Genomic DNA, 13383 nt, shown 5'->3' on the forward strand with positions numbered 1-13383 from the left:
TGCAAGCGTCCTTATCAGTCAACCTAACCAAACCAGCGATAAATCGACTCACGAGATTGTCAGAACGTACCAGACTCCCTACCCACCGCGCTAGGGCCGTGCAACGACCGCTCGAGCACGCTCGTTCCGAGATCGCAAGCCCGGGGAACCCCACAGAGTGCCAACGACAGATCGAACTCGTCGATCAACAGCCGCAACACCCGTTCGACCCCAGCCGCGCCAGCAACCGCTAGCCCCCAGAGCACCGGCCGTCCCACCAGCACCGCCCGCGCGCCGAGCGCCAATGCCTTGAGCACGTCGGTACCGCGACGGATGCCGCCGTCGACCAAGACGTCGACCTCCTCGCCGACCTCTTCGACGACCTCCGGGAGCGCGTCGGCGGCCGCGCGAACACCATCGAGCTGACGACCCCCGTGGTTCGAGACGACCACCGCCGCTGCGCCGCTAGCGATCGCGCGCCGCGCGTCTTCCGCCGTCAGCACTCCCTTGACCACCACCGGCAGGTCGCTGGTGCCGACCAGCTCCTCGAGGTCGCGCCACGTTAGCGAAGCGTCAAGAAGCTCGCCGATCGCGCGCATGTCGAGGCGCGCATCGGACTCGCCAACGGCCGCCGCCAGGCTCGGCACCTCCAGTGCCGGCAGCGCGAAGCCGGTGCGCAGATCGCGCTCGCGCCGACCGAAGTAGGGCACGTCGACGGTCAGGAAGAGAGCACTGAAGCCGCTTGCTGCAGCCTCCTCGCAGAGCGCGCGGGTGACGCCGCGATCCCGGAACACGTAGACCTGGAACCACCGCGTCGCCTCCGGTGCGGCCTCAGCTATCTCGCTTGGCCGCGCCGTCGCGAGCGTCGACAGGCAAAGGGGGGCCTGCGCACGGGCCGCACCCGCCGCCGTCGCCTTCTCACCATCGGGATGAGCGAGACGGTGGAACGCCGTCGGCGCCACGCAGATCGGGTGTGCGAGACGCTGGCCGAGGAAAGTCGTGGACGTATCACGCCGCGAGACGTCGACGAGCATCCGTGGCCGCAAACGCAGGCGTGCCCACGCCGCCTCGTTGTCGCGCAGCGTGATCTCAGCGCCCGCACCGCCCGCGTAGTAGCCGAAGGTGCCGGGGTCAAGACGTTCCCGCGCGAGCTCCGCGAACTCCGCGAGCGTCGCCGGCAGCGGCGGCTGCTGCGGCGTCGACGCTCGTTGGCGGCGCCCGTCTCGCTCCTCGCTTCCCATTTGTCCGCTCACCTGCTGCCCTCCCCAGCTCGCTCTAGCGCTTGCGACGACGGCGCCGGCAACTCGATTACCTGACAGTCTGAATCCAACTCGCAGAGCGCAGCGACGTGCGACCGCTCCTCGGCGAATAGCACGACTTGGCGCTCTCTCGACTCCTCGACGAGTTGCTCGAGCCCGGCACGGAGGCGCAGCGCATCGAAGCGATCGAAGGGATCGTCGAGCAGCAGCGGCGCTCGGCCGCTCCGCTGACCGCTGTGCGCGTTGCGGCTAGCCGCTTGCTCGTCCAGCAGCCGCGCGATGGCGAGCCGTTCGACCAGGTAGATCTGGTCGCGGGTGCCGCGGCTGAGCAGCTCAGCAGAGACCAGCGACCCGGTCTCCGGTGCCTCCACCGAAACCGCGAGATCCTCGGCAACCAACGCGCGCCGATAGCGCCCGCCGGTGATCCGCGGCAGCAGCCGCCCGAGCTCCTCGTTGAGCCGGGGCGCGAACTGGCGATGGGCGGCCGCGGCGGCCGCTCTGAGCTCCTCGATCGCCAGGCGCACAGCATCGCGTTGCAGCTCGATCATGCGGCACTCTTCGTCGATCTCGGCGATCGTCGCCCGCAGCTCAGCGGGATCGGAGAGCTGCCGTTCACGCGTCTGGATCTCGCGTTCCAGGCCGTGACGCCGGCGCTCGAGCTCGGCGAGTTGCGACTCGAGCTGGGCTAGCTGCCTGTCCGCCGCGTCGACCCGCAGTTCGAGGTCGGCGAGCGCCTCCGCCGGTCGACCATCGCCGTCGCTGGCTCCCGACGGGCTCGCGAGCTGCATCTCCGTCGAGGTGGCGTGCTCCGCGAGCGCGCGAGCGAGCTCCTCGCGTTCGTGCTCGAGCTCGGCGAGCGGGCGCCCACGGGTGAGCGCACGCAGGGCTTCGGCAGCACGATCCGCATCGTGCAAAGCGCGTGCATCACGCTCGGCCGCCTCACGCAACTGCTCGAAGCCACGGAGCGCCTCGTGCAGATCGTGCTGCTCGATGCCGACGCTCGCGAGCGTCTGCCTGAGTGCCGCTTGCGCCTCCGCGAGGCGCTTCTGCGCGCGAGCCGCCTCGGCCGCGACCTCCTGGAGACGCTCGAGCTCGGCCCGTAGCCGCTCGCTGCGCTCAGCGAGCTCGAGCGCCCGCGCATAAGCCTCGGCACGCGCCAGAAGGTCGCCCGAGGCCGGCGCGCCGTGCGCGTCCAGGCACTCAGCGAGCTCCCGTTCTTCGCTGGCAAGCAGCTGCGCAGTCCGTGTGTGCGCATCGAGCTGCGCCTCCGCCCGGACAAGCTGGTCTTCTAGCGCGATCGCGTTCTCGACCCCCGCCTCGGCGAGGGTCTTCGCGAGGGCCCGGCGCGCCTGCCCTCGGCGAGCGAGCGCGACCGCCACCAGGGCGGCCGCTAGCACGAGCGCGGCGACCGCTGCGCCGACACCTACCGTCGCTACCAAGACAACCGCGCCAGCGGCGGCGCCGACGGCCCCTGCGAGCCACGCGCGCGAGGCACTTTGCAGCGAACGCTCTAAGTCGCGCAGTCGATCGCGCGCCGCGCGCAGCGCTGCCGCGCGCAAGCGGAGCGCGTCGGCGCCCTCACGTCCGGATTCAAGTTCGGCGATCTCCGCGCGGCGCGCCTCGACCCGCGCGGCAAGCGCCCGTATCCGCTCCTGGCCGGCGGCGTTGGGCACGCCACCGGGGGCCAGCGACGCGAGCTCGCGCTCGAGTTGCTCGAGCTCCGTTTGCAGACGCTCGCCGCGTGCTCGCTCGGCCTCGGCGCGGCGCGTTGCCTCTGCGCACTCGCGTTCCGCGTTGCGCAGGTCGGCAGCCAAGCCAGCCACCGCGGCGGGCAGTTCACTCTTTAGCACGACCGGGCGCTGCGGGCGAGCGGCCGCTTTTTGCTCCAGCTCCCGCGCCCGCTCGAGCCGCGCGGTGGCATACCGCAAGCGCAGCGCCAGGTTCCGCCGGCGAGCTTCCGCGACGCTCGCGACCAGGCGTTCGCGTTGTTCGTCTAGTTCAGCGAGTTCGTGTGCCAACGCGCTGATCTCCGCGCGCTCCCGCTCGGAGCGCTCGAGCTCCGACTCGAGCTCCTGTTTGCGGCTCGACAACTGTCCCCAACGGCCGCCGCGCGCCGGCTGCCAGTTGCGGAGATCGACTCCGAGCCGCTCCTTCGCGGCCCGCTCGAGCCGCCTGATCGCTTCCTCCACGCTGCCAGCCTCACGCCCACTCTCGACCAGCGCCCGCAGGCGCTCCGCGAGCTGCGCGGCAGCGTCGTCGCTCGGTCGCTCGACATCCCCCTGACCGAGACAGCAGACCTGGCGGAACTCCTCCGGCCCGAGGCCCAGCAAGACCTGACCGAGCGCGACCTCTCGACCCTTGGCCCGAAAGCGGTTACTGAGATCCGCCCCGGTGTGCGCGTCGAACACGCGCAGCTCGGGCTTCTCGAAGTTCCACTCGACACGCAGCGTGCGCCCCTCGCGGTCACTGATCTCCGCCAGCGCGCCGTACTTGCGACCGCTTTGCCAAGGACGCCGCGCCTCCCACGGGGAGGGCCGTCCGTCGCGCCGCCGCGTGCGTTCGCTGCGGTTGAACCCGTAAAGGATGCGAAAGAGGAGCTCGTAAAGGGTGCTCTTCCCAGCCTCATTGGGGCCCGTGACGACCGTCAGTCGGGGGGCGAACTGGAAGCTCCCCGAGAGCCTGCCGAAGCCGTCGCACCGAACTGCCAAAAAACGCACCCTCCCAACCCCCCGATCACACCGGCTCGCCGCCGTCGAGCGCGCGCAAGCCGATCTCGAGCGCCAGTTCGGCAACCTCGCGATCGCGCCCGTCGGCCTGGCCGATGCGCTCCCGCAGGCTGCGGGCGAAGCGCCCACGCGCCGTGTCGAGCTGCGTGATCGCGTCGAGATCGAAGGACCGCTGGGTGCGGTCGATCACGCGCACGCCGGCGAAGCGCTGCGTCAACATCGCTTGTAGATCCTCGAGATCGCGCTCCAATCCCGCTTCGCAGCTGCCGACGAGCGCAACCGTCAAAAACCCGCCGCCATCGCTCTCGCCGCCGGCGCCTTGTTGCGCGAGCGCTCTCGCGACCCGCTCTCGCAGCTCCGCCCGCGACGCCACCCCTTCGCAGTCAACCTCGAGGTACAGGCACGGCGGCCCGCCGAGCGGGACACCCTCGGCCTTTACCGAGGGCCCGTCGAGCTCCACCACCACGACCCCGTGCGAGTGGGTCTCGTCGAAGGCGAGCGGGAACGGGGAGCCCGGGTAGACGACCGCTAGGCGCCCCTCGTGGGCGAGCAGCGCGGGTCGGTGGATGTGACCGCACAAGCAGAGATCGAAGCCCGCCCGATGTACCGCGCGGAGCTCAAACGGGCAGTGGCGATCAGCCGGCTCGCGGCCAGTCGTGCCGACGGCTGTGCCGTGCAGCAAGAGCAGGTTCGGACCCTCTTCCTGGCGCGCGCAAGGGCGCTCGAGGAAAGCCGCGTGCAGCTCACCGCCGCCCCAGGAGATGCCCCAGATCGTTGGTGCTGACGAGCCCTCGAGGGGCCGCCAGCGAGTGAGCTTGCCGGGCTCGAAGAGCCGCACGTTGGGGGGCAGATCGATGCGCTCCCAACTGCCGCCGGGAACGATCGGGTCGTGATTACCCGCGACGATCGCGACCGGCAGCTCCGTGCGTGCGAGCAGCGCCGCTAGCTCGCGGCGGGTGCTCTCGGTCACGTTCTCCTCTTCCCACAGATCGCCGCCGATCGTCAGCAGATCGCAGCGGTACTGTTCGGCCAGCGCCACGGCCTGCCCCAGCGTGGCGAGCAGGCGTCGCCGCAGGTGTTGCCGTCGCTCCGACGCGACGCCCACGAACGGCCGATCGAGATGGACGTCGGCGATGTGCAGGATCCGCACTCCCACCGCTGGCGATCCTGGCGAAAAAGGCGGACGTTGTGACCGCGCTTGGCGGTATCAGAAGACGCCGTCCGTCCGTATGAGCACAAAAAGGGCGGGCGGGCATCTTGCCCGCCCGCCCGATTGCGCGACCGACTGTCTTAGCGGACGTTGAAGGTGTTGTTGCCGCGAACCTTCGGGGTGCGTCGCTTCACGACGTCGAAGTCGTAGAAGCGACCCGGCGACTTGCCCTTCTGTCCGAACCCGACCCCTGCGTCCTGAAGGAGCTTGACGGCGGTGTCGATCTGCGTAAACGCGTAGCGCATAAACACGCGGTCGTTTCCGAGCTTGCCGAGCGACTGGCGCGCGAGCGCCCGGTGCACGGCCTCGACGCCCATGAACTCCGCGGCGTAACGGGCGTTCTCACCCTGACCAGCGTTGCCGAACACGGTCGTCGCGATCAGATATGCGTTGATGAACACCTGGTCGCCGAACTCAAGCGTGGTAAGCAGCCCCTTGCGGCTGGCGAACACGGCGTCGGGCACCCAGATCTTCTTGGTCAGCTCCTTGCCGCCGATCTTGCGCAGCACCTTGTAGTGCTCGAGCTCCTGCTGTGCGGCCGCCGCGACGTTGCGCCGCGTCACGCGGTCGAGACCCCTTACGCGACGCGCACCCTCGGTGTTGATGATCGTCGCCAGCACCTCAGCGGTGGCGGCGATGTTGAGGATCTTCTGCGGGTCGTTCTGGGCGGTGATTGCCGCTACCGCGCGATCGTCGGCGACGAGCCCGAGCAAACCGAGGCTGCCGAAGGTCGCTGCTGCACCCTTGAGGATGCCGCGCCGCGTGCTCGCGGTCTTGTCCTGCTCCTGCTCGTCGATGACCCGGTAAGCGAGCGAAATCGCTTCGGACATTGCCGTGCTACCCCCTTCTCCGTCCTGGGCGGTTGTTTAGTTGCCGTCGCCCTGTCTTTGCGCACGGGAAGGCTCGGCGGATCACAAGAACCTCGTAAGCGGCCCCGTGTTCCCCTGCCTGGGAATCACCCCGTGCCCGGAGGAGTAGCCCGTGATGCCTTGGGCAAGCCCGGACCTAAGCGACTCGGAGCCTAGGAGCCGCGTTCGAACACGACAAGGGGCGGAGAGGTCGGCTGCACGCTTCCGCCCGCCGGTTCCTGGGTGATCATCAGGCGGTCACGGGGCTTCAGGCTCACCGGCACCTCGACCGCCCCATCGGACGCTACGAACATGGGTTCCGCCGGCCTCGGCGGGCTGCCCGGCGACTGCACCCAGACCTCGTAGACGCCGCTCTCGGGCGGTCGCGGCAAACCCCGCACCTCGATGCGAACGCTGCGCTCGTGGACGGTTGCGCGCGCTTGCGCACGACGGGCGACGGTTGGGTCGGTGATCCGACCGACGAGCTCCTGACCCCGCCGCTTCGCTCCGATCTGGCCCTCGAGGACCGTACCCAGACCGAACCCAACGGCGAGCATCACGAGCAGCACGCCGGCCAGCGCGAGCGGCCTGGCCGCCGGGATGAAGAGCTCGCGTAGGCGGCGCTTGGCCGACTCCGGCTGGTCGGCGGAGGCTCCGGCGGCGCGCAGCAGGCGCGCCTCCGCTCGCACCTCGCTTAGCACGCGCTCGCGCAGACGCCCTGGTGGCAGGCGTGGCGGTACCGCCTCGGCCAGCGCGCTGGCGGTAGCGATCAAGGCACCGGCTTCGGCGCAGCAGCGCTCGCAGGTCTCGCGGTGGCGCTCGACCCGTTCGCGCTCGCTCGCGGTCAGCGCCCCCAGCGCCCACGCGGCAAGCGTCTCCCGAACCCAGTCGTGTTCTCGTGTCGCGCTATCCACCGTGCTCATCCGATCGGCACACCTTCATCGGGGCTCGAGCACCGCCTCGAACGCTCGCAGTTTCTCCAGCGCGAGGCGCATGCGACCTTTCACCGTTCCCACCGGAGCGCCGAGCAGCTCGGCGATCTCGGTGTGCGTGAAGCCGCCGTAGTAAGCCAGCTCCACGACTTTGCGCTGGTCCTCCGGTAGGGCCGCGAGTGCCTGACCCACCGCCCGCGCCCGCTCGCGGCGTAGCGTCTCGACTACCGGATCCTGCTGCTCCTCGGCGCTCGCGCGTTCGGGATCGCGACCCGCACCGGCCTCCGGATCGAGCTCGTCGCTCGAGCGAAGACGTTCCTGAACCGCGCGCCTACGCAGCAAGTCGATCGCCCGGTTGTGGACGATCCGCAGCAACCAGGTGCGGACCGTGCCACGGCGTGCATCGTACGCCGAGGCGCCGCGCCAGGCCGAAAGCATCGCGTCTTACACGATGTCCTCGGCAACCTCGGTGCTGCCGGCAATCCGGTAGGCCAGCGAGTAAGCGGCCTGAGCGTGACGGTCGTAGATGACCTCGAAAGCCTCCGCAACTCCGCGCGCGGCGGCCTCGATCAGCTCTTCGTCGGCCAGCCGCTCCCAGCCGCTCGATTTGGGCGGAAAAATCCTCATCACGCGGAGCCTCCGGCGCTCGCCTCGGCGAGCCGCGCCGCGCGGGCCCGGCGGCGTTCGACGATCCGGCTGAGCACGATCCCCAGCTCGAACAGCAACACCATCGGCACCATTTCGATCAGCGTCGTGATCGGGTCGGTTCCGGGCAATAGTGCCGCGAGTACCGCGAGCACGACGATCGCGATCCGCCGATTACTGCGCAGCTGCTCTGAGCTCAGTACGCCGAGGGCGACCAGCCCCACCATCGCGAGCGGTAGTTGGAACAGAAGCCCGGTAGCTAGCGCGGTGATCAGTACGAAGTGGTAGTAGCTACTCGCTTGCACGAGTGCGTCGAAAGCACCAGCGTTGAACTGCTGGAGGAACGCCACCGCGGTCGGCAACACGACGACGTAGGCGAACGCAACGCCGGCGACGAAAAGCGCCGGGGCGCCGACCACCAGCAGGCGTATGGCGCGGCGCTCATTCGGCGCGAAGGCCGGTGCGATGAACGCCCACGCCTGGTAGAGCAGCACCGGCAAGGTGAAGAGCAGCGCGAACTGGAAGGCGACGAGCAAGGTTTGAGTGAACGGCTCACCAAGACCGAGCGTCACCGGGCGCGTGTCTTGATCGCGAGCGGCTAGCCGTCTCGCCGCCGATCGCGTCTCGCGCACCGCATCGCTCAAGGCCTGCCGCTGACTCGCCGAAAGCGACCCGGCGCGCGCCAGTTCGGCGAGTGCTCGCGCCTGCCCGTCGAGCGCCTCCCGAATTGTGCGGCGGAGCCGCTCCTCGCGGCCACTAAGTGAGGTCGGCGCCCGCTGGGCCTTGTTGGCCGCTCGGGCAAGCGGCTGGTTGAGCACCGACAGCAGAGGTCTGCTCTGCCACAGGCACACCGCGAACGCCAGGGCGAGCGCGCACAGGCAAACGATCAGGCGCGTGCGCAGCTCGTCGAGGTGCTCGACGAGCGTCAGGCGCTCGTCGTGCCCGACCGGCTTGAGAACCTTTTTCAACGTACCCCGCGAAGACACGAGCCGCGATTGGCGACGTCCCAACCCTGGCTCGTTGGACTTAGCTGGCCGGCTACTGCGGTAGCGGCTCAGGCAGCGCCCGCGGCTCCCCGCTCGGAGCTGCTGGCCGTGGTTCTCGCCACCTTTTCAGTGTTGGCGGTAGGTGGCGTGTGGATCTCCCTGGCCGTCGCCAGCTCCTCTTCCAGCTCGACGGCCTCGCCGTCGTGCGTGTCGGAGCGCAGCGACTGGCGGAACTCGCGGATCCCGCGTCCAACCGAGCGCCCGACCTCCGGCAGCTTGCGCGGCCCGAGCACGAGCAAAGCGATGATCAAGACCACGATGAGTTCCATCGGTCCGATGTTTGGCATGTTTCGACCCCCCTGACTGCTGGTTGGCTGCGATGCGCACCTAGCGCATCTGCGCCCTTCGCCTTTGCTTGCGCGCGGCGCACCCGTTCGGATCAGAGCTTGGCAGGTCGCGAGCCGAAAAGCGACCGGCCCACTGATCCGCTTGTAACCGGCCGACGTAGGCGGTAGCGGGAGGAAGTTCTCGACGCAACCCAAGGAGGTAGCTTGTGAGTCAGGCGAACCCGATCACCCCTGACCCGGATAGCGCGCTCGCGGAGCTCGCACGCGATCCGGTGTCGCGTAAGCGCTTCATGCGCATGGCCGGGCCCGGCGCCGCAGCCGCGCTCACGGTCCTGCTCGCCGCGTGCGGCGGCAAGGAGGAGGAGGAGGAGGAGGAGGAGGAGGAGGAGGAGGAGGAAAAGACGACCGCCGGCGGGGGGACGGCATCGCGCGGGGATCTCGACATCCTCAACTACGCGTTGACGCTGGAGTACCTGGAGACCGACTTCTACCGCAAGGTCAACGACGCGGGTCTCTTTTCGGGCAAGACCGCCGACCTGCTCAAGCGGTTCGGGGAGCACGAGGCACAGCACGTCGACGCGCTGCGCCAGACGATCCGCCAGCTCGGCGGCAGCCCGTACGCAAGCCGCAGTTCCAGTTCCCAATGCGGGATCAGGCGAGCTTCCTCGAGTTGGCGCAGGCGCTCGAGGAGGTTGGCGTCGGCGCGTACAACGGGGCGGCACCCTCGATCAAGTCGAAGGAGGTGCTCGCTGCAGCGGGTGGAATCGTCCAGATCGAGGCCCGTCACGCGGCGGCGATCCGTGCTCTGCGCGGTCAGAACCCGACCCCGAACGGGGCCTTCGACAAGACCCTGACGAAGGAGGAGACCCTCAAGCAGGCGAAGCCCTTCATCAAGGGCTAGCAGCAAGAGCTACGGGGCTTACCGCTCGCAAGAGTCGCGTTTCCCCCAGCGTGTGGGCCGCCCGCCGCGCGCAAGCGCGGCGGGCGGTTCGCGTTAAGGGACCACGAGTGGCTCGGCCGGCCTGCGTTCGTCTGCGGTTTGCGCATCGCTGACCGTTGGGCGCCGCCGCGGCAAAAGCCAGGCGACCAGGAACGCAACCACGACCAGCGCGAGCGACCAAGTGAAGGCCGAGCCGAAGGCGTCGGCGAGCAGTGCGGCCACCCGCTCGCGCATTTCCGGCGGGATCTGGGCAGCGCCTTCGCCGCCGATGCGACCGCCGGCGGCGGCCGGTCCAAGGCGCTCGCGAATCGCGTTGGCAAGCGCCACCGACAGTAGGGCGGTGCCGAAGGAGGCCGCGACTTGCTGGGTGATGTTGAGCTGGGTGCTGGCGCGGGCCACCGAGCGCTTTTGGAGGGTCTGCATTGCGCCGGTGAAGAGCGGCATCATCGAGAGACCCATGCCCAGTCCCATCACGAACAGCGCCCCGCATACCAGGGCGTACGGAGTGTCGGCCGCGAGCTGGGTAAAGACCGCGAACGCCGTGAAGACGAGCGGAGTTCCGGCGAAGACCAGCTTGCGCGTCGCGATCCGGTCGGCTAGTTGACCGGCGAGCGGCATCGCCAACATGGCGCCCACACCCTGCGGGATTAGCAGCAAGCCGGTGTGGAAGGCGTCCTCGCCGCGCACCGCTTGCAGGTACAACGGCACGAGGAAGAACCCGCCGAAGACCGCGATCACAAAGGCGAACAGCGTCGCGGTCGCCGCGCTGAAGGCACGGTTCTTGTAGAGGCGGAGGTCGACGAGCGGATCGCTCGCGCGCAGGCCGTGGCGAACGAAGTAGGCGAGCAGCGCCAAGCCGATCGCGAGCGGCACGAGCACCTTGGCGTGGCCGAAGCCGCCCTGACTGCCGGACTCGGCGAGGCCGTAAATGATGAGGGCGAGGCCGGGCGAGAGCACGAGCAGTCCAGGCAGGTCGAGCCGATGTAGCGGTTGCGGACGATCGGTGGGCAGGATCGCCAACGCCATCGCCACGGCGACGATCCCGACCGGCACGTTGATCAGGAAGATCCAGTGCCAAGAGGCGTGGTCGACAAGCCAGCCCCCGAGTATCGGGCCGACGATCGGCGCGATCAGCATCGGCACGCCGACGATGCTCATCACCCGGCCGAGGCGGTGCGGACCGGCCGCGCGGGTGAGGATCGTCATGCCGACAGGCATGATGAGACCGCCGCCAAGGCCCTGCAGAATCCGGAACGCGATCAGCGACGTGTCCGACCAGGCGAGGCCGCAGAGCGCCGAACCGAGCGCGAACAGAGCGACCGAACCGACGTAGAGCCGCTTGGTGCCGAAGCGCTCGGACGCCCAGCCGCTGATTGGGATCACCGTCGCCAGCGCCAGCGTGTAGGCGGTGGCTACCCACTGGATCGTCGTCAGCGGCGACGAGAACTCCTCGGCAAGCGTGCGGATCGCGACGTTGACGATCGTCGTGTCGAGGATCGACATGAATGCGCCCACCACGACCACCGAGGCGAGCGCCAGCAAGCGGCGGTCGACGTGGTCGGGCTTGTCGTGCCAGCCGTCGCCACGCTCCGCGTGGCGTGGTTCGCCGCCGACGTCCGTGACGGGCGGCGCGCCGCCGTACCCGTTCACCGAAAGCTCGCTCAACTCGACCTCCTTTCCGCTCCGCCTCCGACCGACTGCTCGCGGGGTGACGGCAAGGGAGTGACGGAACGCCGGCGAGGTTAGCAAAAGCGGAATTATTCCTTCCGATTGGAATCCTTAATTCCGGTTTGTAACCTTCGTCGCGTGACCAAGATCACGCTCCGTGCCGACGCCGCCCGCAACCGCGAGGCGTTGATCGAGGCCGCGGCGAAGGCTTTCGCCGAGCAGGGACTCGACGTGCCGGTCGAGGAGATCGCACGCCGCGCCGGCGTCGGAGTGGGCACCGTTTACCGCCACTTCGGGGGCAAGGAACAGCTGATCGACGCGATCCTCGATCAGCGCATCGGCGAGATGGCGGCGCTGGCCGAGAAGGCGCTGGCCGAGGACGACCCCTGGCAGGGCATCGTCACGTTCGTCGTCGAAGGGTTCGAAATGCAGGCGCGCGACCGGGCGCTCAAAGAGGTGTTGTTGTGTGCGAGCCGTGGCGGGGAGCGCATCGCCGCTGCGCGCGAGCGCCTTGCGCCGCTCCTCCGCGCGATCGTTACGCGCGCGCAGCAGGCTGGAGCGGTGCGGTCGGATCTCGAACCGACCGACCTCTTCATGTTGCACCTGATGCTCGGCGCTGTTGCCGACTTCGCACGCGCCGAGGATGCGCAGCTGTGGCGACGCTACGTGCCGATCTTGCTGGGCGGTCTCGAACCCGGGAGAACAGGTGCAGACCCGCTCCCCCATCCGCCGCTCGACGACGAGCGCTTCGAGCGCGCGATGGCACGCTGGCACCGGCGTTGAACGCAAGGTCGCGGCGCGGCTCGTCGCGATCACCGCGTGCCGCGTACACCCGGCAGGATGCGCCTGAGCTTCAGTAAGGAGGTCCGGGCGTCGGCGCTGGCGCCGCTGGTGCGGGTGCTCTACGCGCCGCTCGTGCGCTCGGCGTTGGCGCGGCTCGCTGCGCTCGCCGAGGAGGAGCAACGGAGCGGCGCTTGACCGGCCGTGGCTAGCGTGCTGGCGACCGGCGTGGATGGCGCGCCGGGAGGTTGGGTCGCTGCCGCTGCCAGCGCCGATTCGCCCTCTCGGACGGAGCTTGTGACGGCTTCGTCGTTCGCCGAGCTCGCGACCTGGCACAGAGAGCGGGCGGCGGCGGCCGCCGCGCCGCTGGCGCTCGACCTGCCGGTGGGGTTGCCCGAGCGCGCCGAGCTGCGTGTGGCCGACCGGGTGGCGCGTGCCCGCCTGCGCGCGGCGGGAGCGTCCGCCGCGAGCGTCTTCCCGCCACCCGCACGTTGGATGCTCGCGTACGCCCACGACTACGCCGCCTTGCGGCGGGCGGTAGCTGCGCGCCGGCGCGCGGGGTCTCGCGAGCCCGGGCTTAGCGCTCAGGCAGCGGCATTGATCGCGAAGGTGCGAGAGGTCGACGAGTCCGTGCGGACCCTGCAAGCCACCGGCGCGCAACCCTGGCGGTGGCTTTGGGAGTGTCATCCTGAGCTCAGCTTCTTGCTACTGGCCGCGCGCCAGGGGATGGCAGGGCCGCTCCCCGCGAAGGCCACAGCCGCCGGTGCGCTGCTGCGGCTGCGGCTCGTGAGGGCGGAGTTCCCAGATGCCGAGGAGCGAATCGTGGGTCTCACCGAGCGGGGTCGGCGAGCGCCGAGGCGGCCGGCGGCACACCGCTCCGGTAAGAGCGCTCGCCCCGCACCAAAGCCGGCGCTCGCCGACTGCCTCGACGCGTACGCCGCGCTCTTCACCGCGCTGCGGATAACCCGCGGCGAGCAGGAGACCCTGGGTGGCGCGTGCGACGCCTGCGGCGTCCCGATGCGCATCGCGGTGTGAGCGCGGAAAAAGGCCGGGGGTGGTGGAA

13 protein-coding genes and 1 pseudogene are annotated in these 13383 nt (G+C 69.5%); 4 read left to right on the plus strand and 10 right to left on the minus strand.

The window, feature by feature from the left end; all coding sequences use genetic code 11:
- Positions 1 to 59: 59 nt before the first annotated feature.
- The 9 genes from BLW41_RS01310 to BLW41_RS01345 all read right to left on the minus strand — a co-directional run bounded on the left by BLW41_RS01310 (position 60) and on the right by BLW41_RS01345 (position 8932).
- Positions 60 to 1232 (minus strand): alpha-hydroxy acid oxidase, encoded by a 1173-nt coding sequence (locus tag BLW41_RS01310; RefSeq protein ID WP_218138174.1) that lies wholly within the window; start codon positions 1230 to 1232, stop codon positions 60 to 62.
- Complete coding sequence (locus BLW41_RS01315) at positions 1229 to 3946, minus strand: AAA family ATPase (protein WP_143038513.1); 2718 nt, start codon at positions 3944 to 3946, stop codon at positions 1229 to 1231. The genes BLW41_RS01310 and BLW41_RS01315 overlap by 4 nt, the downstream gene beginning before the upstream one ends.
- A gap of 25 nt (positions 3947 to 3971) precedes the next feature.
- Positions 3972 to 5120, minus strand: a complete 1149-nt coding sequence (locus BLW41_RS01320; protein WP_093115520.1) for a metallophosphoesterase family protein — start codon at positions 5118 to 5120, stop codon at positions 3972 to 3974.
- 134 nt (positions 5121 to 5254) lie between these two features.
- Positions 5255 to 6004 carry a ferritin-like domain-containing protein gene (locus tag BLW41_RS01325; RefSeq protein WP_093115522.1) on the minus strand — a complete coding sequence of 250 codons (750 nt, stop codon included), beginning with the start codon at positions 6002 to 6004 and terminating at the stop codon, positions 5255 to 5257.
- A 191-nt stretch (positions 6005 to 6195) separates the two neighbouring features.
- Entirely contained in the window at positions 6196 to 6936 is a 741-nt protein-coding gene (locus BLW41_RS01330; RefSeq protein WP_218138175.1) for an anti-sigma factor, read from the minus strand.
- A 24-nt stretch (positions 6937 to 6960) separates the two neighbouring features.
- Positions 6961 to 7392: a sigma-70 family RNA polymerase sigma factor gene (locus BLW41_RS01335; protein ID WP_218138176.1), complete on the minus strand. Its 432-nt coding sequence runs from the start codon at positions 7390 to 7392 to the stop codon at positions 6961 to 6963.
- Positions 7393 to 7398: 6 nt separating this feature from the next.
- Positions 7399 to 7581, minus strand: coding sequence for an RNA polymerase sigma factor (locus tag BLW41_RS11055; protein WP_218138177.1), 183 nt, complete (start codon positions 7579 to 7581; stop codon positions 7399 to 7401).
- A complete protein-coding gene (gene tatC / locus BLW41_RS01340; RefSeq protein WP_177169227.1) occupies positions 7581 to 8585 on the minus strand; it encodes a twin-arginine translocase subunit TatC in 1005 nt (334 codons plus the stop codon). The genes BLW41_RS11055 and tatC overlap by 1 nt, the downstream gene beginning before the upstream one ends.
- Before the next feature lie 68 nt (positions 8586 to 8653).
- The gene (locus BLW41_RS01345; protein ID WP_093115528.1) at positions 8654 to 8932 is read right to left on the minus strand and encodes a Sec-independent protein translocase subunit TatA/TatB; all 279 of its coding nucleotides are present in this window, start codon (positions 8930 to 8932) and stop codon (positions 8654 to 8656) included.
- A 296-nt stretch (positions 8933 to 9228) separates the two neighbouring features.
- Between BLW41_RS01345 and BLW41_RS01350 the strand changes: the two are divergent.
- A pseudogene (locus BLW41_RS01350) lies at positions 9229 to 9833 on the plus strand (ferritin-like domain-containing protein).
- A gap of 93 nt (positions 9834 to 9926) precedes the next feature.
- Here BLW41_RS01350 and BLW41_RS01355 read toward each other — a convergent pair.
- On the minus strand, positions 9927 to 11537 hold the full coding sequence (locus BLW41_RS01355; protein ID WP_218138178.1) for a DHA2 family efflux MFS transporter permease subunit: 1611 nt from the start codon (positions 11535 to 11537) through the stop codon (positions 9927 to 9929).
- Positions 11538 to 11678: 141 nt separating this feature from the next.
- Between BLW41_RS01355 and BLW41_RS01360 the strand changes: the two genes are divergently transcribed.
- The 3 genes from BLW41_RS01360 to BLW41_RS01365 are packed head-to-tail and all read left to right on the plus strand — an operon-like array spanning position 11679 to position 13355.
- Positions 11679 to 12323, plus strand: a complete 645-nt coding sequence (locus BLW41_RS01360) for a TetR/AcrR family transcriptional regulator (protein ID WP_093115532.1) — start codon at positions 11679 to 11681, stop codon at positions 12321 to 12323.
- Between the two features lie 57 nt (positions 12324 to 12380).
- Positions 12381 to 12518, plus strand: a complete 138-nt coding sequence (locus tag BLW41_RS10790) for a hypothetical protein (RefSeq protein ID WP_218138179.1) — start codon at positions 12381 to 12383, stop codon at positions 12516 to 12518.
- Positions 12519 to 12524: 6 nt separating this feature from the next.
- Positions 12525 to 13355, plus strand: a complete 831-nt coding sequence (locus tag BLW41_RS01365; protein WP_093115533.1) for a DUF429 domain-containing protein — start codon at positions 12525 to 12527, stop codon at positions 13353 to 13355.
- Positions 13356 to 13383 lie beyond the last annotated feature (28 nt).

It is taken from the genome of Thermoleophilum album (assembly GCF_900108055.1).
Classification (GTDB): domain Bacteria; phylum Actinomycetota; class Thermoleophilia; order Solirubrobacterales; family Thermoleophilaceae; genus Thermoleophilum; species Thermoleophilum album.